The 24,016-nt window shown below is 70.5% G+C and carries 18 protein-coding genes; 11 read left to right on the top strand and 7 right to left on the bottom strand.

From position 1 onward, the window contains the following. Positions 1-15 precede the first annotated feature (15 nt). The 5 genes from IBL26_RS00395 to IBL26_RS00375 all read left to right on the top strand — a co-directional run bounded on the left by IBL26_RS00395 (position 16) and on the right by IBL26_RS00375 (position 5,725). Positions 16-555: a VOC family protein gene (locus IBL26_RS00395; RefSeq protein ID WP_187782455.1), complete on the top strand. Its 540-nt coding sequence runs from the start codon at positions 16-18 to the stop codon at positions 553-555. A gap of 4 nt (positions 556-559) precedes the next feature. Next, the gene (locus tag IBL26_RS00390) at positions 560-1,828 is read left to right on the top strand and encodes a ribulose-bisphosphate carboxylase large subunit family protein (RefSeq protein WP_187782454.1); all 1,269 of its coding nucleotides are present in this window, start codon (positions 560-562) and stop codon (positions 1,826-1,828) included. Next, positions 1,825-3,096: a four-carbon acid sugar kinase family protein gene (locus tag IBL26_RS00385; protein ID WP_187782453.1), complete on the top strand. Its 1,272-nt coding sequence runs from the start codon at positions 1,825-1,827 to the stop codon at positions 3,094-3,096. The genes IBL26_RS00390 and IBL26_RS00385 overlap by 4 nt, the downstream gene beginning before the upstream one ends. Positions 3,097-3,209: 113 nt before the next feature. After that, the gene (locus IBL26_RS00380; RefSeq protein WP_187782452.1) at positions 3,210-4,139 is read left to right on the top strand and encodes an amidohydrolase family protein; all 930 of its coding nucleotides are present in this window, start codon (positions 3,210-3,212) and stop codon (positions 4,137-4,139) included. Then, positions 4,136-5,725, top strand: a complete 1,590-nt coding sequence (locus tag IBL26_RS00375) for an ABC transporter substrate-binding protein (protein WP_187782451.1) — start codon at positions 4,136-4,138, stop codon at positions 5,723-5,725. Before IBL26_RS00380 ends, IBL26_RS00375 begins: the two co-directional genes overlap by 4 nt. Before the next feature lie 144 nt (positions 5,726-5,869). On the opposite strand, the gene IBL26_RS00370 is transcribed toward IBL26_RS00375, so the two are convergent. After that, on the bottom strand, positions 5,870-6,757 hold the full coding sequence (locus IBL26_RS00370) for a LysR family transcriptional regulator (protein WP_187782450.1): 888 nt from the start codon (positions 6,755-6,757) through the stop codon (positions 5,870-5,872). A gap of 93 nt (positions 6,758-6,850) precedes the next feature. Between IBL26_RS00370 and IBL26_RS00365 the strand changes: the two genes are divergently transcribed. After that, on the top strand, positions 6,851-7,960 hold the full coding sequence (locus IBL26_RS00365) for an aldo/keto reductase (protein WP_241748812.1): 1,110 nt from the start codon (positions 6,851-6,853) through the stop codon (positions 7,958-7,960). 87 nt (positions 7,961-8,047) lie between these two features. Here the strand turns inward: IBL26_RS00365 and IBL26_RS00360 are convergent, their stop codons facing one another. Further along, on the bottom strand, positions 8,048-9,025 hold the full coding sequence (locus IBL26_RS00360; RefSeq protein ID WP_187782449.1) for a Bug family tripartite tricarboxylate transporter substrate binding protein: 978 nt from the start codon (positions 9,023-9,025) through the stop codon (positions 8,048-8,050). 225 nt (positions 9,026-9,250) lie between these two features. On the opposite strand from IBL26_RS00360, the gene IBL26_RS00355 reads away from it, so the two are divergent. Continuing rightward, positions 9,251-10,195, top strand: coding sequence for a bifunctional helix-turn-helix transcriptional regulator/GNAT family N-acetyltransferase (locus IBL26_RS00355; RefSeq protein ID WP_367615334.1), 945 nt, complete (start codon positions 9,251-9,253; stop codon positions 10,193-10,195). Positions 10,196-10,307: 112 nt separating this feature from the next. Here IBL26_RS00355 and IBL26_RS00350 read toward each other — a convergent pair whose 3' ends face one another. Together IBL26_RS00350 and IBL26_RS00345 are read right to left on the bottom strand one after the other, a co-directional pair. Beyond that, on the bottom strand, positions 10,308-12,113 hold the full coding sequence (locus IBL26_RS00350) for an NAD(P)/FAD-dependent oxidoreductase (protein ID WP_187782448.1): 1,806 nt from the start codon (positions 12,111-12,113) through the stop codon (positions 10,308-10,310). Then, positions 12,100-13,338 carry an aminotransferase class III-fold pyridoxal phosphate-dependent enzyme gene (locus tag IBL26_RS00345; protein ID WP_187782447.1) on the bottom strand — a complete coding sequence of 413 codons (1,239 nt, stop codon included), beginning with the start codon at positions 13,336-13,338 and terminating at the stop codon, positions 12,100-12,102. The genes IBL26_RS00350 and IBL26_RS00345 overlap by 14 nt, the downstream gene beginning before the upstream one ends. A 103-nt stretch (positions 13,339-13,441) precedes the next feature. Here IBL26_RS00345 and IBL26_RS00340 point away from each other — a divergent pair, with 103 nt between their 5' ends. Beyond that, positions 13,442-14,182 carry a GntR family transcriptional regulator gene (locus tag IBL26_RS00340; RefSeq protein WP_187782446.1) on the top strand — a complete coding sequence of 247 codons (741 nt, stop codon included), beginning with the start codon at positions 13,442-13,444 and terminating at the stop codon, positions 14,180-14,182. A gap of 44 nt (positions 14,183-14,226) precedes the next feature. On the opposite strand, the gene IBL26_RS00335 is transcribed toward IBL26_RS00340, so the two are convergent. Further along, entirely contained in the window at positions 14,227-15,663 is a 1,437-nt protein-coding gene (locus tag IBL26_RS00335; RefSeq protein WP_187782445.1) for an amidase, read from the bottom strand. 120 nt (positions 15,664-15,783) lie between these two features. Here IBL26_RS00335 and IBL26_RS00330 point away from each other — a divergent pair, with 120 nt between their 5' ends. Further along, positions 15,784-17,367 carry an ABC transporter substrate-binding protein gene (locus IBL26_RS00330; RefSeq protein ID WP_187782444.1) on the top strand — a complete coding sequence of 528 codons (1,584 nt, stop codon included), beginning with the start codon at positions 15,784-15,786 and terminating at the stop codon, positions 17,365-17,367. Beyond that, positions 17,367-19,655, top strand: a complete 2,289-nt coding sequence (locus tag IBL26_RS00325; RefSeq protein WP_206684102.1) for a penicillin acylase family protein — start codon at positions 17,367-17,369, stop codon at positions 19,653-19,655. The genes IBL26_RS00330 and IBL26_RS00325 overlap by 1 nt, the downstream gene beginning before the upstream one ends. Positions 19,656-19,882: 227 nt before the next feature. Here IBL26_RS00325 and IBL26_RS00320 read toward each other — a convergent pair whose 3' ends face one another. Together IBL26_RS00320 and IBL26_RS00315 are read right to left on the bottom strand one after the other, a co-directional pair. Continuing rightward, a complete protein-coding gene (locus tag IBL26_RS00320; protein ID WP_187782443.1) occupies positions 19,883-21,184 on the bottom strand; it encodes an O-acetylhomoserine aminocarboxypropyltransferase/cysteine synthase family protein in 1,302 nt (433 codons plus the stop codon). A 425-nt stretch (positions 21,185-21,609) separates the two neighbouring features. After that, positions 21,610-22,179, bottom strand: coding sequence for a 2OG-Fe(II) oxygenase family protein (locus tag IBL26_RS00315; protein WP_187782442.1), 570 nt, complete (start codon positions 22,177-22,179; stop codon positions 21,610-21,612). Between the two features lie 142 nt (positions 22,180-22,321). Between IBL26_RS00315 and IBL26_RS00310 the strand changes: the two genes are divergently transcribed. Then, entirely contained in the window at positions 22,322-24,013 is a 1,692-nt protein-coding gene (locus tag IBL26_RS00310) for a M28 family peptidase (RefSeq protein ID WP_367615333.1), read from the top strand. Positions 24,014-24,016: the final 3 nt, after the last annotated feature.

The raw sequence follows: 24,016 nt of genomic DNA, 5'->3' as shown, positions 1-24,016 counted from the left end.
AGCGAGACACGAACGATGAGTCGCTTCTTCGGCGAGATTCGCCAGCTTGGCTACGTGGTGCCCGATATCGAGGCCGCCATGGATTACTGGACCCGCGAGCTGGGCGTCGGGCCCTTTTTCTACAACCCGCGCGTGCCCATCGAGAACTACCGCTACAAGGGCGAGAGCTACGAGCCGCACAACTCGGTGGCGCTGGCCAATTCCGGCGCCTTGCAGGTGGAGCTGATCCAGTGCCGCAACGCGGTGCCGTCCATGTACAAGGACTTCACCGACGCCGGGCATAGCGGGCTACAGCATGTCGCCTACTGGACCAGCGACTATGATGCGGACCTGGCGCGCCTGACCGCCGAGGGCTTCAAGCCGGTGATGAGCGGCGAGGTCGGCACGCGCGGCCGCTTCGTGTATTTCGACACCTACTATCACCCGGGCACGGTGATCGAGCTGTCCGAGGTTGCGGGGCCCAAGGGCGAGATGTTCCGCCTGATCCGCGAGGCGTCCGAGGGCTGGGACGGCAGCGACCCGGTGCGCCCCTTCCCCGACCTGTCGAAGCTCTGAACCGATGCGCGACGACCGCTTCCAGGCGACCTACCTGATCGAGACGCCGCTGGACCCCGCCAAGGTGGCGGAGGTCATGGCGGGCGAGCAGTCCTGCGGCACCTTCACCCGCGTGGAAGGCGAGACGGACGCGCTGCGCGAGCGCGCCCGCGCGACCGTCGTCTCGGTCGAGCGGCTGGAAGCGGCGGAGGCGCCGTCCCTCTCCAACGCCTGGCTGGAGCGGCGCGGCGTGCCGGGCCCCTGGCAGCGCGCCCGCATCGTGCTGGACTTCCCCGTGGCCAATGTGGGCGCCAACCTGCCGGCGCTGGCCTCCATCGTCGCCGGCAACCTGTTCGACCTGGGCGAGGTCACCGGCATGCGGCTGGAGCGGATCGACCTGCCACCCCCCTATCGCCGCCGCTTCGCCATGCCGGCGCAGGGGCTGGCCGGCACGCGGCGGCTGGCGGGCGTGCCGCAGGGTGTGCTGGTCGGCTCCATCATCAAGCCGAATGTAGGGCTGAGTGCCGCCGAGACCGCGGAGCTGGTCGGCCGGCTGTGCGACGCGGGCCTCGACTTCATCAAGGACGACGAGATCAACGCCGACCCGGACCACGCACCGTTGCGCGAGCGCGTCCCCGCGGTGATGGCGGCGGTGCGCCGGCACCAGGACCGTACCGGCAAGCACGTCATGGTCGCCTTCAACATCACCGATGAGACGGACGCCATGCGCCGGCACGCCGACCTGGTGGCGCGCGAAGGCGGCTCCTGCGTCATGGCCAGCCTGAACTGGTGCGGCTTTTCCGGCATCGAGACGCTGCGCCGCTCCACCGACCTGGCGCTGCACGGCCACCGCAACGGCTATGGCGCGATGTCGCGGCACGCGTTGCTCGGCATCGGCTTCCAGGCCTACCAGGTGCTGTGGCGGCTGGCGGGCGTGGACCACATGCACGTGCACGGCCTGCAAGGGAAGTTCGCCCAGGAGGACAGCGAGGTCGTCGAATCGGCCCATGACTGCGTCACGCCGCTCGCGGGCGAGGTGGACGACCGGGTGATGCCCGCCTTCTCCTCCGGCCAGTGGGCCGGCACGGCGCCCGCCACCTTCGCCGCCATCGGACATGAGGACCTGCTGTTCATGGCGGGCGGCGGCATCATGGCGCATCCGTCCGGCCCCGCCGCCGGCGTTGCCAGCATCCGCGAGGCCTGGGACGCCACGGCGCGCGGCGAGCCGCTGGAACGGGCCGCCGCCGGGCATCCGGCACTGCGCGAGGCGCTCGGCTTCTTCGGTGGCCGATGACCGCGCCTGAATACGGCTGGTTCGGGGACGATTTCACCGGCGCGACGGACACGCTGGCGGAACTCGCCGCCCGCGGAATGCGCGCATTGTTGTTCCTCGGCCTGCCCGATGCGGCACGGCTGGAACGCGCCGGGGCGCTGGATGCGGTGGGCATCGCCGGTGCAACCCGCACCATGGCGCCGGACGCCATGGCGGCGGCGCTGCGGCCGGCGGGCGCCTTCTTCCGGGCGCTCGGCGTGCGGCTGATGCACTACAAATGCTGCTCGACCTTCGACAGCGCGCCGCAGGTCGGCAATCTCGCTGCCGCCATGGCGGCACTGGCGCCCGGCTTCCCGCACGGCTTCCGGCCGGTCATTGGCGGCCAGCCGAACCTCGGCCGCTATCTGCTGTTCGCCAACCTGTTCGCCGCCGCCGGCACCGGCGGCGCCGTGCACCGCATAGACCGCCACCCGACCATGAGCCGCCATCCCGTGACTCCTATGGGGGAGGCGGACCTGCGGCTGCATCTGGCGGCCCAGGGGCTCACCGCCGCGCACCTGCCCTATCCCGCCTACCAGCAGGACGGGGCGGCGCTGGAGCAGGCGCTGGAGCGGTTGCTGGAATCTGCCCCGCAGGCCGTGCTGATGGATGTCAGCCGCGAGGATGACCTGGCCGCGATCGGCGCGCTGCTGCGCCGGCAGGCGGCGCGGGCCCCGCTGCTGGCGGTGGGGCCGAGCAGCGTGGCGCAGGCCTGGTGCGCCGACCGGGCCAGGCTGCCCGGCCGCCCGGCGCTGGGCCCGAAGCCCGGGCCGGTGCTGGTGCTGGCGGGTAGCCTGTCGCCCGTCACCCGCGCGCAGGTGGAGGCGGCCTCGGGCTACCGCCACCTGACCTTAGACCCGGCGCGGCTGGCCGCGGATGCCGGCGCGATCCAGGCCCTGGTGCGGGAGGCCGGCCGGCTGCTGGATGCCGGCCAGGACGTCCTGCTGCTGACAGAGACCCCGCGCGACACCCCCCTGCCCCCGGGCGAGGCCGCGGCGGCAACCGCCCGGCTGCTTGCCGCCGCCATGCGTGAGCGGCCGGTACGGCGCCTGGGCATCGCGGGCGGCGATACCTCCAGCATCGGCGTCCAGGCGCTGGATCTGTGGGGCCTGTCCCACGCGGGGACGATCGCCCCCGGCGTCGCGCTGTGCCACGGCCATAGCGACGACCCGGCGCTGCACGGCGTCGAGATCATGCTCAAGGGCGGGCAGATGGGCGCGCCCGACCTGCTGGCGCAGTTCCGGGCCTAGGCAGCCGGAGGCGGGACACGCGCCGGCCTTTCCGCCAATGGCGCGATTCGCGGGGCGACAACCGTGGCCAGCGGCGCAATCATGCATGCTTCCGCAGCAGCCGCAGGAACAGCATGGGCGAGCGCCGCTACGCAGGGCCGATCATCGACGCCCACCACCACCTCTGGGACCTCTCGCTCGGGCGGCATCCCTGGCTCGCCGGCCAGGGCATCGGCGCGCTGGGCGATATCGGCTACCTGCGGCGGGACTACCTGATCGCCGACCTGTTGGCCGACATGGCGGGACAGGGCGTCACCGGCTCCGTGCATGTCGAGGCGCTGTGGGACCGCTCGCGCGACCCCGCTGAGGAAACCGCCTGGCTGGAAGGGCTGGATCGCCCGGGCCAGATCGCCGGGCGCTACATCGCCTCCGTGCCTCTGGCGGCGGCGAATGCCGAGGCCACGCTGGAACGCCAGCTCGCCGCATCGCCCCGCGTCATCGGCGTGCGGGAAACCATCCGCTGGCACCCCGACCCCGCCCGCCGCTGGACCGAGCATCAGGTACTGGCCGACCCCGCCTGGCGCCGGGGCCTGGCGCTGCTGCGCCGCCACGGCCTGGTGCTGGAGCTGCTGATGAACCCCTATCAGGCGCAGGACCTCGCGGCCCTCGCCGCCGAGCATCCCGAGCAGCGCTTCATCGTCAACCATTGCGGCTCGCCGCTCGACCGGGACGCCGAGGGGCTGGCAAGGTGGCGGGACGGCCTGCGGGCGATGGCGGCACGGCCCAACATCGCCATCAAGCTCTCCAACGCCAGCGCCTACGCTCCGGACACGAGCGTGGAGGCGCTGCGGCAGGTGGTGCTGCCTATCCTGGAGATCTTCGGCCCCGCGCGCTGCCTGTTCGGCACCGACTTCCCCGTTGCCCGCCGCACCATGACCTATGCCGCCATCTGCGACAGCATCCGCACCATCCTGCAGCCCTTCACCGCCGCTGAGCAGCGCGCGGTGTTCCACGACAATGCGGCCCGCATCTACAACTTCCCGGAACAGGACCTGACATCATGAAACGGCGTGACCTCATCGGCGCTTCCGCCGCGCTGCTGGCCGCACCCCTGGCCGCGCCGCGCCTTGCCCGCGCCCAGGCGGCGAAGCCGCTGCGCTTCGTGCCGCAGGCCGACCTCGCCGTGCTCGACCCGGTCTGGACCCCCGCCTACGTCACCCGCCACCACGCCTACATGGTGTTCGACACCCTGTATGGGCAGGACGAGCAGTTGCGCCCCGTGCCGCAGATGCTCGTCGGCCACCAGGTGGCGGCGGACGGGCTGCGCTGGACGCTGACGTTGCGCCCCGGCCTCAAGTGGCACGACGGCACCCCGGTGCTGGCCCGGGACTGCGTCGCCAGTATCGAGCGCTGGAGCAAGCGGGACACCTACGGCCGCACCCTGATGGCGGCGACCGAGGAACTCTCCGCCCCCGACGACAAGACCATCCTGTTCCGCCTGAAGCGCCCCTTCCCGCAACTGCCCGCCGCGCTGGCCAAGACCGCCAACAACATGGCGGCGATGATGCCGGAGCGGCTGGCGCGCACCGATCCCTTCAAGCAGGTGACGGAGATGGTGGGCAGCGGCCCCTACCGCTTCCTGGCGGATGAGCGGGTGCCCGGCGCCCGCGTGGCCTATGCCCGCTTCGATGGCTACGTACCGCGCGAGGAGGGCACCCCCTCCGGCACCGCTGGCCCCAAGCGGGCGAGTTTCGAGCGGGTGGAATGGCTGGTGATGCCGGAACCGTCCTCCGCCGTCTCCGCCCTGCAGGCCGGCGAGGTGGACTGGTACGAGCTGCCGCCGCCGGACCTGCTGCCGCTGCTGAAGCGGGACCGCCGCATCGCCGTCGAGGTGCTGGACAAGTCCGGCTATATCGGCTGCATGCGGATGAACCATCTGCAAGCTCCGTTCAACAATCCAGCCATCCGCCGCGCGGTGCTCTCCGCCGTCACGCAGTCCGATTTCATGCAGGCCGCCGCGGGGACCGATCCCGACCTGTGGGGCGAGGGCGTCGGCATCTTTTGCCCCAAGACGCCCATGGCGACCGATGCCAGCCTCGAGGCCCTCACCAGCCCGCGTGACCTGGCCGCCGCCAAGGCCGCCATCCTCGCCGCCGGCTACAAGGGAGAGCCGGTCGTCGTCCTCGGCGCCACGGACCTGCCCATCCTGAAGGCCGCCGGCGACGTCACCGCGGACCTGATGACCAGGCTCGGCTTCACCGTCGACTACCAGCCGACGGACTGGGGCAGCGTCGTCCAGCGCCGGGTCAGCAAGGAAGCGCCGGCCAAGGGCGGCTGGAGCGTGCTGAGCAATTTCTGGGGCGGGCTGGACCAGGCGACCCCCGCCACGCATGCGCTGCTGTGGAGCAACGGGGAGAATGCCTCCTATGGCTGGCCCGACAGCCCCCGTATCGAGGAGTTGCGCGGCCAGTGGCTGGATGCGCCGGACGTCGCCGCGCAACAGCGCATCGCGGCGGACATCCAGCGCCAGGCCTTCCAGGATGTGCCCTACATCCCGCTAGGCCAGTATTTCTACGCCACGTCCTACCGCAAGGACCTGACCGGCGTGCTGCCGGGCTTCCCGGTGTTCTGGAACGTCCGCCGGGCCTGATTGACGGACGCGCGGCGAGGTCAGGCGCTCAGGGCCGGGTAGTCGGTGTAACCGTTGGCCGTGCCGCCATAGTAGGTGGCATGGTCCGGCACGTTCATCGGCGCATCGGCCTGCAGGCGCGCACTGTGAGGCAGGGCCGCGCCCTCAGGCCCGCATCACCTCCAGGAAGGCGCGGAACGCCGCGCTCGGCTGGCGGCGGCTGGGATAGTACAGGTGGTTGGGGGCCAGCATCGGTGCCCATCCCGCCAGCACTTCGGTCAGCGACCCGTCCGCCAGATAGGGGGCGGCCTGCACCCGCAGGAGGCACACGATGCCAAGCCCGCTCAGCGCCGCGTCCCGCATCACGTCTACATCGTTGGTGATGAAGGTCTCGGGCACCGCGCGCCCGAACATCTCGCCCTCCCGCACGAAATCCCAGCGATGGAGCGCGCCAGAGGAGGTATGGCGGTAGCTGATGCACCGGTGGGCACCGAGGTCATCCGGCGTCGCCGGCGCGCCATGCGCGTCGAGATAGGACGGCGATGCCGCGAAGACGAGTTCCATGGGTTCGCTGATCCGGACCGAGATCATGTCCGCCTGCAGCCCGCCGGAATGCCGCACGCCGCAATCGAACCGCTCGGCCACGATGTCCACCAACCCGTCGCTGACGACGAGGTCCACCGCGACGTCCGGGCAGCGCCGCGCGAGCGTCGTAAGACGAGGCAGCACCGCGTGGACGGCGGCCGACCGATGCGCATTGACGCGGACCAGCCCCACCGGGCGGTCGCGCGCCAGGTCCAGCTCGGCCAGCATATCCTCCACCGAGGCCATGGCCGGGCGCAGCCGCAGCAGCAACTGCTCGCCGGCGCGGGTGGGTGAGAGCGAGCGGGTGGTCCGGTCCAGCAGGCGGATGCCCAGCCGGCCCTCCAGAGCGCGCATGGCATGGCTCAGCGCCGATGCCGAAAGCCCAAGGCGCGTCGCCGCCTTCGCGAAACTGCCGGCTGCCACGATCTCGGCGAACACGGCCAGGCCCGACCAAAGCTCGCGGTCCATTGGTGAAAATCCTTCAGCAACCCATGCGCCGTTCAGGCACTAATCGACCCTCCGGCCACAGTCCATCTTTGCGGCGTATCCGGGAGAGATGTGATGCCGATGAACCTTCAGACCTACCGCCCGCTCGGCCACTCGGGCCTGCTGGTCAGCCCGCTGGCCCTGGGTACGATGACCTTCGGTACCGCGCGCTGGGGCGCGGACGAGGCCGGCAGCCGCACCATCTTCCAGCGCTATGCCGAGCTGGGCGGCAATTTCATCGACACCGCCGACGCCTATTCCGCCGGAAGGTCGGAGGAGCTGGTTGGCCAGTTCGTCGCCGAGCAAGGCTTGCGCGACCGGATGGTGATCGCCACCAAATCCGGCTTCGCGACCGGCCAGGGGTTCCACCAGGGCGGCAACGGCGCGCGGCACATCCACGCGGCGGTCGGGCGCTCGCTCCAGCGGCTGCGGACCGACTTCATCGATCTCTACTGGGTCCATATCTGGGATGGCATCACCCCCGCGGAGGAGCTGCTACAGACGATGGCGGCGCTGATCCAGGCGGGGAAGATCCGCTACTGGGGCATTTCCAACACCCCGGCCTGGTATGCCGCGCAGCTGGCCACGCTGGCGCGGCTGCGTGGGCTGCCCGCCCCCGTCGGGCTGCAGTACTTCTACTCGCTGGTCGAGCGTGGCGTGGAGAACGAGCACGTGCCCCTGGGCCAGGCGATGGGCATGGGCCTGGTGCCGTGGAGCCCGCTGGCCTACGGCCTGCTGACCGGCAAGTACGACCGCGCCGCCGTCGAAGCCGCCGAGCCGCGCCAGGGCGGTGTGCCGAACCAGGCGGAGGCGGGCGGCCGCGCGCGCGCCGAGGACGACAAGCGGCTGGATGGCGACAACCCCTTCGGCGACAGCCTGTTCACCGAGCGCAACTGGACCATCGTCGCCGGCCTCAAGCAGGTGGCGGACGAGATGGGCGAAAGCCCGGCCCGCGTCGCGCTGGCCTGGGTGGTGGGACGGCCCGGCGTCGCCTCCACCCTGATGGGTGTGAGCCGTGCCGGGCAGGTGACGGACAATGTGGCCGCGCTCGGCCTCGCCCTTTCACCCCAGCATCTGGAGCTGCTCGACACGGCGAGCGGGGGCGGCCGTAATTTCCTCTACAACCTGTTTCAGCCGCAGCTCCGCAACCAGATCGTGTTCGGGGGTGCCGACATCCGCACGTGAGCCCGCTTCCCGTTTGAATCCATCGCACTCTGACGGCAGGGAGGGGCAGAAAGGCGCAGCCCTCCCGCCCCCGTGCCCGGCCTCCGCTCAGTCGACGCGGATGCCGGCGCGTTGCACCAGGGCGCCGTAGCGCGCTGCCTCGCGCCGCACCAGATCCGCCGCGTCGGCGGCGCTGCCGCCACCGGGCAGGAAGCCGGCCTCTTCCAGCCGGGAGCGGTTGGCAGGCTCCTGCAACGCCTTGTTCAGCGCCTGCACGCAGCGTTGCGTCACCTGCGGCGGCAGGCCGGCCGGCCCGAGCATCATGTACCAGACGGTAATCTCGAAGCCCGGGAAGCCGCTTTCCGCCACGGTGGGGATATCCGGCAGGGCCTGCACGCGCTGGGCGGTGGTCACGGCCAGGGCGCGCGTGCTGCCGCTGCGCAGATGCGGCAGGTGCGTCGGCAGGGTGTCGATCGCCAGGTCCAGCGTACCGGCCATCAGGTCGTTCAGGACCGGGCCGGTGCCGCGATAGGGCACATGCGTCATCTGGATGCCGGCAGCCTGGCACAGCATCTCGGCCGCCAGATGCTGCTGCGTGGCGATGCCGGAGGACGCGTAGTTCAGCTTGCCGGGATTCTGCCGGGCGAACTCGATCAGGCCCTTCAGGTCCTGGTACGGCGCCCGCGCCGGCACCACCGCCGCCAGGGGCACCGTTCCGGCCAGGCCGATCGGCGTGAAGTCGTTGTTCTGGTCATAGGGCGGGTTGCGCATCAGCGGCGCCACCACGGCCTGGGTCGACACCGTGCCCATCAGCAGCGTGTAGCCATCGGGCCGCGCGCGGGCGACCGCCGCGGCGGCCAGGGTGCCGCTGGCGCCGGCCCGGTTGTCCACCGCGACGGCCTGGCCGAGCTCGGCCTGCAGCGATGGCGCCAGCAGCCGCGCGATGATGTCCGTGCCACCGCCTGGAGCGAAGCCGACCAGCATGGTCACGCTGCGGCTGGGATAGGCGTCCTGCGCCCGAAGGCCGGCCGGCAACAGCCCGCTGGCGCCGGCGAGCGCTGCGAACGCGGTGCGACGTGTGATCATGCGACGTTCCTCCCGGACCTGTTTGTCCAGTTCTTTCTTGGAGGCGAAAGAATGCGGAGCTTTGACCCGCATGGCTAGTCGCTTTCCCACGGAACAGGGCCACCGCGGGCCCGATTGGGCAATCGCGGGCGCCAGCGTCCTGCCCCACCCCTGTGGCAATCACATCGCTTGGCGGCCCTCTTTAATAGTTGTATCGTGCAACTTTATTGCCAAGGGGATGGTATCGTGGCTATCACGTCGGTCGAGCCCATCCGCGACGCCTCGCGCCGCCTGGTCCGTGAGCTTGGCTTCATGCGGGAGGGCCTGGCCGGCGTGGACCTGCCCCCTTCCGCCGTCCATGCCTTGCTGGAGATCGAAGCGCGCGACGACGTCACCGCCGCCGCACTGTCAGGCCTTCTCGGCCTGGAGAAATCCAGCGTCAGCCGCATGGCGCGAAAGCTGGTGGAGGCCGGAGAGGTGGCCGAAGCGCCGGCCGGCAACGATGGCCGGGCCAAGCTGCTCTCCCTGACGCCGCAGGGTCGCGCCACGGTTGCCGCCATCAACGGCTTCGCCCGCCGCCAGGTGGCGGGGGCGTTGGAACATCTGCCCCCGGCCCAGCACCGGGTAATCGTGGAGGGGCTGCGGCTCTACGCGGATGCCCTCGCCGCCAGCCGGGGCGCGGCTCCAGCGCCTGCTTCCATCAGCATCGACGCCGGATACCGCCCCGGCGCCCTGGGGCGCTGCGCGGAGATGCATGCCCGCTACTACGCACGCGAGGCCGGGTTCGGCGCATCCTTCGAGGCTCTGGTGGCGTCCGGCCTCGCCGAGTTCTCCGCCCGGCTCGACCGCCCCTGCAACGGCCTGTGGCTGGCGCGGCGGGGCGACCGGATCGTCGGCACCGTGGCGATCGATGGCGAGGACATGGGGAACGGCATCGCGCATCTGCGCTGGTTCATCGTCGACGACGGGGCGCGGGGTAGCGGGGCCGGGACGCGGCTGCTGTCGGCCGCGCTCAGGTTCTGCGAAGCGCAAGGCTTCGATTCCATCCACCTCTGGACCTTCCAAGGCCTGCACACCGCCCGGCGCCTCTACGAGGCGCAGGGCTTTCAACTGGTGGAGGAGCGGACGGGCCAGCAATGGGGCAAGGAGGTGATGGAACAACGTTTCGTCAAAGCACTCCGCACGCAGTAATCCGCCGCGCCTTTGCCCGCGGGCACCGCTTCCCTGCCCATTTCACCAGTGACGCGCGCCCCAGCCGCCGCTGTCCGCACCCGGTGCGCGGCAGGCCCTGGCCCTGTGCACGCTACGCTTCGGGCGCAGGCTCATAGACGGGCGTGGCCATCCCCTCGAACCGCGCCTTCAGTTGCAGGGCCAGGTAGCGGGAGTAATGGCGCGACTGCGCCAGGTTACCCCCGTGGAACCAAAGGTTCGGCTGCGCGGTGGGCTTCCACATGTTGCGTAACTCGCCCTGCCAGGGCCCCGGGTCGCGGGTGGTGCCGCTGCCCAGGCCCCAGCACGGCCCGACCCGGTCGGCGACCTCTTTGGAAATCAGCAGTTCCGCCCAGCCATTCATCGAACCGTAGCCGGTCGCGTAGATGATAACATCGGTCGGCAAAACGGTGCCATCGGCCAGCCGCACGCCCTCCGGCACGATCGCCTCGACCGCGCCCTGCGCCAGCTTGATGTGGCCGTCCGCGATGAGTTCGGACGTACCGACATCGATATAGTAGCCGGAACCGCGGCGAAGGTACTTCTGCGAGAGGCCCGAGCCGTCCTCGCCAAAATCCAGCAGGAAGCCCGCCGCGCGCAGGCGGTCGTAGAACGGCGCGTCTTCCTGTGCGATGTCGTCCCAGACCGGGCGTTGCAGCGCCGGCTGCACGCGGTAGGGCATGGAGGCCGCCAGCAGATCCGCCGTGTCGGTGTCGATCCCGGCCTCGGTGGCTTCCTCGGAATACAGGGCGCCCCAGCCACGGCGCAGCATCGTGTCCGTCCGCACCACCAGGGTAGAGGAACGCTGCACCATCGTCACCTTCGCGCCGTGCTCCCACAGATCGGCACAGATGTCGTGGGCGGAGTTGTTGGCCCCGATCACCACCACGCGCTGGCCGCGATAGTCGCCGCCGCCGGCGTGGCGGCTGGAATGGTGCTGCTGGCCCCGGAAGGTCTCCATGCCGGGAAAGCTGGGCAGCTGCGGCAGGCCGGCCATGCCGGTGGCCAGCACCAGTTGCCGGGGGTGCAGCGTCACCGCCTCGCCATCGCGGTCCAGCGTCACTGTCCAGCGCCCGGCTGCGTCGTCGAAGGCGGCGTGGGTGCAGCGTGTCCGGTTCCAGCAATCCAGTTCCATGACGGTCGCGTACATCTCCAGCCAGTCGCCCAGCTTGTCCTTCGGCGTGAACACCGGCCAGTGCGCCGGGAAGGGCAGGTACGGCATGTGGTCGTACCAGACCGGGTCATGCAGGCAGAGCGACTTGTAGCGCTTGCGCCAGTTGTCGCCGGGCCGCTCATGCGTATCGACGATCAGGGTGGGCACGCCCAGCCGCTTCAGCCGCGCGCCCAGCCCAAGCCCGCCCTGGCCGCCACCGACGATCAGCACCTCCGGCTGTTCCGAGCGCCCCAGGGCTTCGGCCTGCCGTTGGCGCCGCTCCAGCCAGCTCGGCCCGCCACGTTCGTCGGGCGATGGGGCGCCACGTTCGCGGCGGTGGCCCTCCCGCTCCTCGAACCCTTTCAGCTCGCGGGCGGCGGTCAGCAAGGTCCAGCACAGCCCGTCCCGCAGCCGCACATAGCCACGGCCGCGCATCGTGGCGGTCTCGAAGGTCATCCAGCCCTCGATGCCACCATCCACGCCCTGCTTCGCCTCGCCCTCGACCGCGATGGCGGCAGGGCGAACCAACCCGGCCTGCCGCGCCACCATCGCGCCGATGGCCTCGCGGCCTTCCAGGGTGCACAGCGTCCAGGTGAAGGCGACCAGGTCCCGCCAGTAGCACTCGGCGCCGAACAGCGCGGCGGTGCCGCGCGCATCCCCCGCCGCCAGCGCCGCGCCGAAGCGCTCCACCCAGTGCTGCAACGCGGCGGTGGCCGGCATGATCCCGGTGATCTCAGCGTGCGACATGACGGAACCCCGCATCGGCGGCATCGAGCACCCGGTCGATATCCGCCTCGGTATGGGCGCAGGAGAGGAACATGTTGTGCTTGGGGTGCAGGTAGGCGCCTTGGCGCAGCGCTTCGGCGCAGAAGGCGAAGCCGCGCTTCCACTCGGGGTCGTCGGCGAACAGGATGGTCGGCATCTGCGGTGGGCCGCTCTGGTCGATCCGCAGCCCGTGCCGCGCCGCGCGCTCCGCCATGCCGTCCCGCAGGCGCTGTCCGAGGGCGCGCATCCGCCCCGGGCCATCGACGCGGCGCAACTCCGTCAGCGTCGCCACCGCCGCCGCCATCGGCGCCGCGCCGCACCAGAAGGAGCCGGTGGAGAACACCCGTGACGCCGCCTCTCGGAATCGCTCGCGCCCCGTCACGGCGGAAAGCGGGTGGCCGTTGGCGATGGCCTTGCTCCAGGCCGACAGGTCCGGCTGCACGCCGAGCGGTTCCCAGGAGCCGCCGAGGTCGATGCGGAAGCCGGCGCGCACGTCGTCCAGCACCAGCGCCGCGCCCGTTTCGTCGCACAGCGCGCGGGCGGCACGGGCGAATTCCGGCGTCGGCATGACCTGCGGTTGCCCCATGTCGTGGCGGAAGGCGGAGGCCATGATGGCAGCGAGGTCATCGCCCGCCTGCTCCGCCGCCGCATGCAGGCTGGCGACGTCGTCGTAGTCGTAGAACAGCAGGTGCGCGCGGTCCTCCGCCGTCACGCCCGCCACGCTGGGCGAGCACCAGGGCACCGCGCCGTGATAGGCGCCGCGCGCCACCAGCACCTTGCGCCGGCCGGTGGCGGCGCGGGCGACGGTGACGCAGGTGGTGGTGGCGTCCGTGCCGTTCTTGCCGAACTGGCACCAGTCGGCATGCGGGATGGTGGCGACCACCAGCTCCGCCAGTTCCACCAGCACCGGGGCCGGGCCGTTCATGCAGTCGCCCCGCGCCGCCTGCGCCGCCACGGCCGCATCCACCGCCGGGTGGTGGTGGCCGAGCACGATGGGACCCCAGGAGCACATCATGTCGACGAAGCGCCGGCCATCGGCATCGACCAGGTGGCAGCCCTCGGCACGGTCGAAGAATTGCGGGTAGCCTTCGGGCAGGATGCGCGCTGTCATGTGCCCCCAGAGGCCGCCGGGAATGACGCGTTCTGCCCGGGCGCGCAGGGCCTGGTCGGCGCTGTTCGGCTGCGGGACCACGTGGCTGTCAGTCATTCCGCGCCTCCTTTGCTGGGCTATTCGGATATATCATATAGAAAGCATCTGGGTGGCGCCAACGCCTAGTTTTGCGGGGGTGTGGTGGGATATCCTGGCCGCCATGTCCCCGACCGTCTCTCTGCCCGTCCTGACCCGCACCAGCCTGAACGACCGGGTCTACGAGACCCTGCGCGCCGCTTTGCTGGAAGGCCGGCTGCGGCCGCACCAGCGCCTCAAGATCCGCGACCTCGCCGCGGCCATGGGCGTCTCCGAGACCCCGGTGCGGGAGGCGGTGATGCAGCTGGTGCGGGAGCGCGCCCTGACGTTGCAGACCAGCCGCTCCCTCACCGTGCCGCGCCTGTCCGCCACCCAGTACCTGGAGCTGCGACAGATCCGGCTGGAGCTGGAAGGCCTGGCCGCCGCCCGCGCCGCCACGCAGGTCTCGGCGCGAGACATCGCGGCCCTCGCCAAGCTGCATGACCGGCTGCTGAAGGCGGAGGAGACCGGCAACGCGGCCGAGGCGGTGCGCAGCAACTGGCACTTCCACGCCCGGCTGTACGAGGCCGCGGCGATGCCGGAGTTGTTCCACCTGATCCAGGGCCTGTGGCTGCGCAACGGCCCGCTGCTGACCTACCTCTACCCGCACGCGGCGCCCCGCTATCCCGGCCGCCACCGGCACCTGGACGTGCTGGACGCGCTGCGGGCGCGGGACGGCGCCGGGGTCCGCGCCGCCATCCAGGCGGACATGATCGAGGGCGGCACGGCCCTGCTGCGCCTGCTGCAGGACCTGGATGCCGGGCGGCTTAGCGAGGCCCCCTTCACCGATGGGCCGGACCCCGATCCTCTGCAGGCTGTGGCCTAGCAGGGGCGCGTCCCGCCCAGCCGGCCAGCGGCGCGCGCGGGGGGTCAGGCGGCTTCCGGCGGGCGCCGGCCGGCCCAGGGGCGCGCCTCCTCCAACACCGCGCCCAGCCGCAGCAGGTCCAGCTCCGCACCCCAGCGGCCGACCAGCTGCACGCCGGTCGGCAGCCCGGCATCGTCGAAGCCGCTGGGTACCGTCAGCGCCGGGTGGCCGGTCAGGTTGAAGGGGTAGACGTAGCTGCTCCAGCCCTGCCGCGTGATGCCGCACAACTCGCCCTCGACCTCCACCTCGTCATGCGCGGCGTCGAAATCGGCCGGCAGGGCGGTGCGGCTCAGCGTCGGCGTGACCAGTACGTCGAACTGCCCGAACAGGCGCTGAACGGCGTGGAACAGCCGCGTGCGGGCATACTGGCCCTCGCGGAACTCGGTCAGGCTGAAGCCCTCGCCGCGCTCCATGAAGGCCAGCAACGTCGGGTCCATGCGGTCCCGCCATTCCGCCAGGTGGCGGCGCTGGGAGATCGCGAAGTTGGCCTGGTACATCACGCGGCCCGGCATCTCCATCCAGTCAATCTCGCTGCCGGCGGCCTCGGCACGGGCGCCTAGTGCCTCGAACACCGCGATGGAGACGTGGAGGTTCGCCGCCATCTCCCGCTGCAACCGCGCATTGGCCGCATGCTCGATCACGCCAATCCGCAGCCCATGCAGGTCACGCCCCGCCAGGACGGGCGAGAGCGGCAGGTCCGCTGCGCCCAGGCTCCAGGGGTCGGAGGCATCGGGCCCGGTCAGTACCGCCCGCATGGCGGCGAGGTCCGAGACGCTGCGCGCCATCGGCCCTGCATAGGTATAGTTGCCGAAGGCATCCGCCCCCTGCTGCCAGGGAATGGAGCCCAGCGTCGGCTTCAGCCCCACCACGCCGCAGCAGGCGGCGGGGATGCGGATGGAGCCGGCGCCGTCCATCCCCAGCGCGATCGGCCCCACGCCGGTGGCCAGCGCCACCGCAGCCCCGCCGCTGGACCCGCCGGCGGTGCGCGACGGGTCCCACGGATTGCGCGTGGTGCCGAAGGCGGGCCCGTCCGTCAGCGCCTTGTGGCCGAATTCCGGCAGCGTGGTCTTGGCGAAGATGATGGCCCCCGCCGCGCGCAGCCGGGCGACGGTGACGTCATCCGCCGCCGCCTCGGCACTGCCGGCGAAGATGGCGGAACCATTGGTGGTGCGCACGCCGCGCACATCCACCTGGTCCTTGATACTGACCGGCACGCCGTGCAGCGGGCCGAGCGGCGTGCCCTGCCGCACCGCCGCCTCCGCCGCGCGCGCATCGGCCAGCGCCTGTTCCTCCAACAGCACGACGAAGGGGTTGAGCCGTGGCTGTACCCGCCTGGCCGCCGCCAGCACCGCCTGCGTCAGCTCGACGGGCGAGAGCGCGCCGCTGCGGATCAGGGCCGCCGCCTGGGTGGCTGGCATGAACGAAAGGTCGTCGTCGGACATCGTGGGAAGCCTCCTGCGGGCGGAGGGCGCGGAAATGTCTTGCCCTGCCTGATATCGGATATATCGTGTATCAACAGCGGGCCGCGATCAAGCAGGGCGCCGCAAGACCGGAGGGGCGTTATGAGCACCATCACGGCATCGAGGCGGGGCGTTCTGGCCGGCATGACCGCCCTCGCATTCCCGGCGGCACTTCTGCCCCGCCCGGCGGCGGCCCAGCAGAAGCCACTCACCGTCATGCTGGAATCCGAGGTCGTCATCCTCGACCCGCACATGACCACCGCCGCCATCACGCGGACCTTCGCCTACCATGTGTTCGACATGCTCTACGGCAGCGATGCCAAAGGGCAGATCCATCCGCAGATGGTCGAGACGCAGGAAGTCTCCGCCGACCAGTTGCGCTGGCAGTTCACCCTGCGCCCCGGCCTGCGCTTCCATGACGATACGCCGGTCACGGCGGCGGATTGCATCGCCTCCCTGGCCCGGTGGGCGCCGCGGGACTCGCTGGGCCGCATGCTGCTGGCCGCCGGCGCCACCATGGCGGCGCAGGGCGAGCGCGTGTTCACCATCACGCTGACCAAGCCCTTCCCGCTGATGCTCAACGTGCTGGGCAAGCCCAACGCGCCGCTGCCGGCCATCATGCCGGCGCGCGTGGCCGCCGCGGCGGGGGATGGGCGGATCAAGGAGGTCATCGGCTCCGGCCCGTTCCGCTTCGCCGCCGACCGCTGGCGGGTGGGCGACAGCATGGTGCTGGCGCGGTTCGCCGGCTACGTGCCCCGGCCGGAACCGTCCGACTTCCTCTCCGGCGGCAAGACGGTGCAGGTGCCGGAGGTGGTGCTGCGGACCATCGGCGACGACACCACCGGCGCCAATGCCCTGGTCGCCGGCGAGATCGACTACATGCAGTACCTGCCCTTCGACCTGGTGCCGATGCTGGCGCGCTCGCAGGGCGTGAAGGTGATGACGCTGAAGGGCCTGGACATGTTCCAGGGCAATTTCCGCGTGAATGCCGCCAGCGGACCCTTCGCAGACCCGGCGGTGCGCGCCGTGCTGTGGCAACTGGTGGACCAGAAGGAGATGCTGCAGGCCGCCGGCATCGCGCCGGATCTGCGGATGGACCATTGCGCCGCCTTCTTCATGTGCGACGCCCCGCTGGGCAGCAATGCCGGCGCCGCGGCCGCCACCTTCGACCCCGCCGCCGGCAAGGCCGCCCTTGCCCGCACCGGCTACAAGGGCGAGCCGGTGGTGATGCTGCAGGTCTCGGCCTCGATCTCCCAGGCGGCGGGCAGCATGCTGGCGCAGCGGATGCGCGAAGCCGGCTTCACCGTGGACGAACAGGTGATGGACTGGGGCACGGTCCTGCAGCGCCGGGGCCGGAAGGAGGGCTGGAGCATCTTCCCGGTCTATTCCAACGGCGTCGACATGGCCTCCCCGCTCACCCATTTCTACATCTCCAACAATTGCGGCGACTACCCTGGCTGGAGCTGCAGCGAGCCGATGTCCGCCCTGCTGACCCAGTTCGCCGCCGCGCCGGATGACGCGGCCCGCGCGCGCATCGCCGCCGCCATCCAGGAAGATGCCTATCGCACCACGCCCTCGGTGATGTGGGGCCAGTTCTCCCGCCCGGCCGGCTACCGCACGCGGCTGCAAGGGCTGGTGGCATCCTCCTACCCCATCTTCTGGGGCGTGCGGCTGGGGAACGCCTGATGATCGACGACACCACGCTGCGCGCCGCGCTCTCCGACACCCGTGGCACGCAGATGCTTCCCGGCTTGCGGGACGACGTCACGGTGCAGCGGGACGAATGGGGCATCCCGCACATCAAGGCCCGCACGGCGGCGGACGCGCATTTCGCGCTCGGCTTCGTGCATGCGCAGGACAGGCTCTTTCAGATGGAGCTGACCCGCCGCCGCGCCCTGGGCCGGGCGGCCGAGTGGCTCGGCGCGGAGGCGGCCGGCAGCGACGCGCTGTGCCGCCGCCTGGGCATGGAGGCCGCCTGCCGGCGCGACTACGCCGCCCTGGGCGACGAGGCGCGGACGATGCTCGACCGCTATGCGGAGGGCGTGAATGCCTTTCTCGGCGCCCAGCCGCCGCTTCCGGTCGAGTACGCATTGCTCGGCGCCACGCCGGAACCGTGGGAGGGCTGGCACCCCATTGCGGTGATGCGCCGGTTGGGCCTGCTGATGGGCTCCGTCTGGTTCAAGCTGGCGCGCATCCTGGCCCTGCCGCTGGTGGGCGCCGAGAACGCGGCCAAGCTGCGCTACGACGATGGCGAGAACGAACTGCTCTGCATCCCGCCCGGTGCCACGGGGGCCCGCATGGCGGCCGACCTCGCCGCGCTCCGCCCGGCGATCGAGGCGCTGCTCGGTGCCATGGGTTCGGACGAGACGGGCGGCGGCAGCAACAACTGGGCCGTCGGCCCCGGCCGCAGCGCCACCGGGCGGCCGATCCTGGCCGGCGACCCGCACCGGGTGTTCGAGATTCCTGGCATGTACACGCAACACCACTTGGCCTGCGACGAGTGGGACGCGGTCGGCCTGACCGTGCCGGGCGTGCCCGCCTTCCCGCATTTCATGCACAATGCGCGCGTCGCCTGCTGCGTGACGCACGCCTTCGTCGATATCCACGACCTGTTCCTGGAACGCTTCGAGGATGGCGACTGCCTGTTCCGCGACGGCCGTGAGCCCGTGCGCAGCCGCACCGAGACCATCCATGTGCGTGGCGGGGCCGACCGCGTCGTCACGATCCAGGAGACCCGCCACGGCCCGGTCGTGGCCGGGGACCCGGCTTCCGGCGCCGCGCTGGTGCTGCGCTCCGTCCAGTTCGCCGATACGGACCTGTCCTTCGACTGCCTGCCCCGCATGCTACGCGCCACCAGCGTGCCCGAGCTGTTCGAGGCGACGCGGGGCTGGGGGCTAATCGACCACAATCTGGTCGCCGGCGACGTGGAAGGCCGCATCGGCCACCGCGTGCGCGCCATGGTGCCGCTCCGCCCCCGCGCCAATGGCTGGTTCGCCGTTCCGGGCTGGACCGGCGAGGGCGAGTGGGACGGCTACATCCCGCACGAGGCCATGCCGGAAGTGATCGACCCCGCCGGCGGCACCATCGTCACCGCCAATAACCGCGTCGTCGCGGATGCCGAGCCGTATCTCTGCACCGATTGCCACCCGCCCTACCGCGCAGCCCGCATCGCCGAGTTGCTGGACGCCCTGCCGCGCTTCGGGGTGGAGGACGCCGCCGCCATCCACGCCGACGCGCTGTCGCCCAACGCCGCGCTGTTCCAGGCCCGGCTGCGCGCGCTGGCCACCCCGCCCGACCCGCGTGCGGCCTCGCTGCGCGAGGAGCTGCTGGCCTGGGACCGCAGGATGGAAGCGAACTCCGTCGGCGCCGGGCGCTACAACACGCTGCGCCGGGCGATGACCGCGATCCTGGCCCGCCGCTCCGGCCTGCTAGGCCTGACCGCGCATGCCTGGGCGGCGGTGCCGCCCGGCATCTCGGCGGTCGGGAATTTGTGGTGGGTGCTGCCGACCCTGCTGCGGAACGACGACGCCGCCATGCTGGATGGCTGGAGCTGGGACGACGTGCTGCGGGCGGCGCTGGAAGAAACCGCCGCAGCGCCCGCGACCCCGTGGGGCGAGATGCACCGCCCCACCTTCCAGCACCCGCTCTCCCCGCTGTTCCCGCAGGCGGCGGCGCTGCTGGACCCGCCCGCCATGCCACTGGGCGGCGATGGCGATACGGTGATGGCGATCGGCCTTGTCCCCACCGCCGGCCCGGCCGCGACCTATGGCGCGCTGTGCCGCTACGTCTTCGATGTCGGTGGATGGGAGAACTGCCGCTGGGCCGTGTTCCACGGCGCGTCCGGCCAACCGGGCAGCCCGCACTACACAGACCAGGCCAGTGAGTGGGCAGCCTGCCGCATGGTGCCGATGCGCTACGACTGGGCCGCGATCGGGCAAACGGCGACGACCACGCAGCGGCTCTCCCCCGCCTGACCCACGGGCGCCGTGTGTGCGTTGGTACGGCACGACGCTCGCGTGATCCGGCTTGCGGCCACTGCTGGCGGCTTGGCAATCCGGATCATCCGGCCGGAGGTGCGTGGAGTGATGCCGGAACTGTTCAGGCCGTCGATCGCCGGATCTGCTGTGCCGCAGCGGTCAGCAGTGGGTCCACCTCCCCGCCAGCAGGCCGCGCCACTGGGTGGGGCCGGCCGCCACGCCGCTTACCCGGCGGACTGCGCGGCGGCGTCCAGCGCCTGTCTCAGGTCGGCCAGGATATCATCCGCGTGTTCCAGCCCGACCGAGAGCCGGACATAACCCGGCGTCACGCCCGTCGCCTTCTGCTCGGTCTCGCTCAACTGGGAATGCGTGGTACTGGCAGGATGAATCGCCAGGGAACGCGCATCGCCGATATTCGCGACGTGGTAGAACAGCTTCAGCGCATCGATGAAGCGCCGGCCGGCTTCCGCCCCTCCCTTCAACTCGAAGCCCACCAAACCGCCATGGCCCCGCGTCAGGTACCTGGCGCTGCGCGCGGCGGCCTCGCCCTGGTGGTGCGCCGGGTGGATGACGCGGCTCACCGCCGCATGGGCCGCCAGCGCATCGGCCACGAGCCCGGCGTTGCGGCTGTGCTCACGGATGCGCAGCGGCAGCGTCTCCAGACCTTGCAGGATCAGGAAGGCGTTGAAGGGGCTGAGGGCCGGGCCCAGGTCCCGCAACAGCGTCGTCCGTGCCTTCAGCACATAGGCCACCGGGCCCAGCGGCTTGGCGGCTTCCACCCATCTGGCGCCGTGATAGGACGGGTCAGGCTGGTGCAGGGCGGGCTGGCGCGCCGGATGGGCTTCCCAATCGAAATTGCCCCCATCGACGATGATACCGCCGATGCTGCTGCCATGGCCGCCGATATACTTCGTCAGCGAATGCACCACCACGGCGGCGCCGTGGTCGAAGGGCCTGATCAGCAACGGTGCCGCGGTGTTGTCGATGATCAGCGGAATACCGAGCGGCCGGCCGATGGCCGCGACCTCGGCGATGGGGAAGACCTCCAGCTTCGGGTTCGGCAGCGCCTCCGCGTAATAGGCCCGGGTGCGGTCATCGGTGGCGCGGCGGAAATTCTCCGGATCCGTGGGGTCGACGAAGCGTACCTCGATACCCTGGCCCTTCAGCGTGTTGGCGAAAAGATTCCAGGTGCCACCGTACAAGTCGGTGGAGGCAACGATATTGTCGCCCACACTCGCCAGGTTCTGCACGGAAAGCGCGGAAGCCGCCTGGCCCGATGCGACGACCAGCGCGGCCGAGCCGCCCTCCAGCGCCGCGACGCGCTGCTCCAGCACGTCATTCGTCGGGTTGCCGATGCGGGTATAGATGTTCCCCAGCTCCTGCAAGGCGAACAGACGCGCCGCCTGGCCGGTGTCGTCGAACTGGTAGGACGTGGTCTGGTAGATCGGCACCGCGACGGCCTTGGTGGCTTCGTCCCGCCGCCAGCCGGCATGCAGAACAATGGTCTCGGGATGGCCCTGGGTCATGCTGCGTCCCCTGTGATGTTCGGGGGGAGCAAGGCTCCGGCACCCGACATTCTTACGATTTAATTGAGTTATTTGATCTTAATCACTGAAAATAATCTCCGCAAGCTGCGGGGCCTCCACTGCCTGGCAGGGCATGCGCGCCCGCCAGTCCGGCCTCGACGCATTCCGGAAGGGCGATACGGCCTGCATCGGGCTGCTGCCCACCGCGATCCGGTCCACGGCAACCACCGGAACTTACAGCAGATCCGCCAGCGCCAAGTGTCTGAAATCATCTGAGATAGCAGCAGCGGACAGGACCTTCGCACCAACCTGTCCGCGGGATGTCCCGGCTGGCACATGATGCCAGCGTGCGGGCGTCACCTGTCCGCAGCCGCTGTGTGGGAAACCAGCCGGTGACCCTGCCAGGACCGCCGGAGTTGGGTCATTCACCGGCCAGGCGTATCGGCCGCCGCCAGGGCATCCAGGTTCTTCTTCTGGTGCCACAGCATGTATTGCATGAGCGTGATCGGCTCATAACGCAGCGGATTATCCGGGCTGCTGCAATTGGGCAGGCAGGACATCGGGTCATCCAGCGTCGTGTCGAAGAACAACGGAATGGAATATCGCTCCTTCCCCGAGCGGTTGATCACCCGGTGCGGTGTGGCCAGGAAGCGGTCATTCGTCCAGCGCCGCAGCATGTCTCCGCCGTTGACGATGAAGGTGCCGGGAATGGCCGGCGCGTCAATCCAACGCCCATCCCGCGTGCCGATGTTCAGCCCCGGCACATCGTTCTGCGCCAACAGGGTCATGAAGCCGGTGTCGGTATGCGGGGCTAGGCCGAACTCATTCTCCTCCATGTTGTTCTTGTTCAGGCCGGAATGGCGGATCGTGTTGCCACGCATGGGCAGGTAGCCGAGGTTATGCGTATTGATCCGCAATTCCAGCTTCTTCTCCAGCGGCTGGTCATGGAATTGCCTGGCTGCGGCGAGGGCGCCGTCGATCACCGCCTGCGGCACGCCATGGTTGATCGAGTGACCCTTCGACCGGAGTGCCGTCTTAAGCGTCGCGCGCAGGATCGCACAGAGAACCGACGGTTCAGAATATTGACACCGGGAAGACTTCCGCCGACAGTAGAGGCCGTCAAGACTGAGGCTTCCTGTGACCCATGCCAGCCTGTGCGAGCTGACCTCAGCCGTCTCCGCCGATGAGATGATGCGGAACCTCGGCGTCATGGCAGAGCGCGTGAAGCTGGCGGGCACGCCGGAAGAACTGGAAAGCCTGCGCTTCGTCGAAGCACGGATGCAGAGCTTCGGCTACCGCACCACCGTGCTGCACCACCCCGCCTATATCAGCCTGCCCGGTGCCGCGCGCGTCACGGCCGGCGGCATGGCGCTGCCCTGCATCACCCACTCCTTCTCCCTCTCCTCCGGCCCGGACGGGCTGACGGCGCCGCTGGCCGATCTCGGCACGGGGCGGCCGGCGGATTTCGCCGGGCAGGATGTGCGCGGCAAGATTGTGCTGATCGAAGGGATGGCGACGCCCGCCACCACGGCCCGGGCCAACCGCGCCGGTGCCGCTGGGCAGCTCCACATCTCGCCCGACGACCAGTTGCACGAGATGTGCATCTCCCCCGTCTGGGGCAGCCCTTCGGACGTTACGAGGGCGCATCTGCCGACGACCGTCGCCGTCACGGTGGAGCGGCAGGCCGGGCTGGCGCTGCGAGACAGGCTTCGGGCAGGCGGCCCGCTGGACGCCACCCTCTTCGCCGAGGTCGATACCGGCTGGCGCGAAACCCCTCTCCTGGTCGCGGAGCTGGACGGTCCCGATGCAGGCGGGGAAGCTCCCTTCGTGATGTTCTCCGGCCATCACGACACATGGCATCAGGGCGTGATGGACAATGGCGCCGCCAACGCCACCATGATGGAAGTGGCGCGTCTCTGCGCCGGGCGGCGCGGCGAATGGCAGCGTGGCCTGCGCTTCTGCTTTTGGTCCGGCCATTCCCAGGGCCGCTATTCCGGCTCCGCCTGGTATGCCGACGCGTATTGGGACGAGTTGGACCGCCGCTGCGTCGCGCATGTGAACACCGATTCCACCGGCGGCCGCGGCGCTGACGACCTCGCCCATTCCGGCGCGGGGTCGGAACTGTGGGCACTGGCGGCGGAAGCCGTTTCGGCCCAGGCCAGGCAGGACTATGCGCGCGTCCGCTCGGGCCGCAATGGCGACCAGAGCTTCTGGGGCATCGGCATCCCTGCCATTTTCAACAGCCTGAGCCGGCATGCGCGGCCAGAAGGCACGGACCCGCAAGCCCATATGGCCCTGGGCTGGTGGTGGCATACGGCGTCCGATACGCTGGACAAGATCGACCCGGAGCGGCTGGCACGGGACACGCGCGTCTTCGTGCATGTCGTCTGGCGTCTGCTGACGGCACCGCTGCTGCCGCTGGATTACGCGGACCATGCCAGGGCGATGCGCGGCGAATTGCAATCCTTGCAGGCGCGGCTGGGGGATCTGCTCGATATCTCCCTGCTCCTGAAGCGTACCGACGCTCTGGAGCATGCCGCTGCCGCACTGGCCTCGAGCGCGGCCGGAGCCATGGAACTGTCCCGTTTCAACGCGGCGTTGATGCGCGCCTCCCGCGCCCTGGTGCCGCTGGATTACACGCAGGGTGACCGCTTCCGCCACGACCCGGCGTTGGAGCAACACCCCTGGCCCAGCCTGCAGCCCCTGCGCCACCTGGCGGATGCCGCAGGCACGGCGGAGGCGCCGTTCCGCCGTGTCAGCGCGTTGCAGGCCAGCAACCGCGCCGCCCATGCGCTGCGACTTGCGATCGAGGCGCTGGAAGCCCCCTGACCT

The sequence above is a fragment of the Teichococcus aerophilus genome (assembly GCF_014490485.1).
GTDB lineage: Bacteria > Pseudomonadota > Alphaproteobacteria > Acetobacterales > Acetobacteraceae > Pseudoroseomonas > Pseudoroseomonas aerophila.
Note: the sequence above shows the minus strand (reverse complement) of the source record. Positions and strands in the feature narration are given on the sequence as shown.

What these genes read in the sequence shown, in the direction of transcription:
- IBL26_RS00395 (WP_187782455.1), top strand. Translation starts at nt 16, where the DNA reads ATGAGTCGCTTCTTCGGCGAGATTCGCCAGCTTGGCTACGTGGTGCCC.
- IBL26_RS00390 (WP_187782454.1), top strand. Translation starts at nt 560, where the DNA reads ATGCGCGACGACCGCTTCCAGGCGACCTACCTGATCGAGACGCCGCTG.
- IBL26_RS00385 (WP_187782453.1), top strand. Translation starts at nt 1,825, where the DNA reads ATGACCGCGCCTGAATACGGCTGGTTCGGGGACGATTTCACCGGCGCG.
- IBL26_RS00380 (WP_187782452.1), top strand. Translation starts at nt 3,210, where the DNA reads ATGGGCGAGCGCCGCTACGCAGGGCCGATCATCGACGCCCACCACCAC.
- IBL26_RS00375 (WP_187782451.1), top strand. Translation starts at nt 4,136, where the DNA reads ATGAAACGGCGTGACCTCATCGGCGCTTCCGCCGCGCTGCTGGCCGCA.
- IBL26_RS00370 (WP_187782450.1), bottom strand. Translation starts at nt 6,757, where the DNA reads ATGGACCGCGAGCTTTGGTCGGGCCTGGCCGTGTTCGCCGAGATCGTG.
- IBL26_RS00365 (WP_241748812.1), top strand. Translation starts at nt 6,851, where the DNA reads ATGCCGATGAACCTTCAGACCTACCGCCCGCTCGGCCACTCGGGCCTG.
- IBL26_RS00360 (WP_187782449.1), bottom strand. Translation starts at nt 9,025, where the DNA reads ATGATCACACGTCGCACCGCGTTCGCAGCGCTCGCCGGCGCCAGCGGG.
- IBL26_RS00350 (WP_187782448.1), bottom strand. Translation starts at nt 12,113, where the DNA reads ATGTCGCACGCTGAGATCACCGGGATCATGCCGGCCACCGCCGCGTTG.
- IBL26_RS00345 (WP_187782447.1), bottom strand. Translation starts at nt 13,338, where the DNA reads ATGACTGACAGCCACGTGGTCCCGCAGCCGAACAGCGCCGACCAGGCC.
- IBL26_RS00340 (WP_187782446.1), top strand. Translation starts at nt 13,442, where the DNA reads ATGTCCCCGACCGTCTCTCTGCCCGTCCTGACCCGCACCAGCCTGAAC.
- IBL26_RS00335 (WP_187782445.1), bottom strand. Translation starts at nt 15,663, where the DNA reads ATGTCCGACGACGACCTTTCGTTCATGCCAGCCACCCAGGCGGCGGCC.
- IBL26_RS00330 (WP_187782444.1), top strand. Translation starts at nt 15,784, where the DNA reads ATGAGCACCATCACGGCATCGAGGCGGGGCGTTCTGGCCGGCATGACC.
- IBL26_RS00325 (WP_206684102.1), top strand. Translation starts at nt 17,367, where the DNA reads ATGATCGACGACACCACGCTGCGCGCCGCGCTCTCCGACACCCGTGGC.
- IBL26_RS00320 (WP_187782443.1), bottom strand. Translation starts at nt 21,184, where the DNA reads ATGACCCAGGGCCATCCCGAGACCATTGTTCTGCATGCCGGCTGGCGG.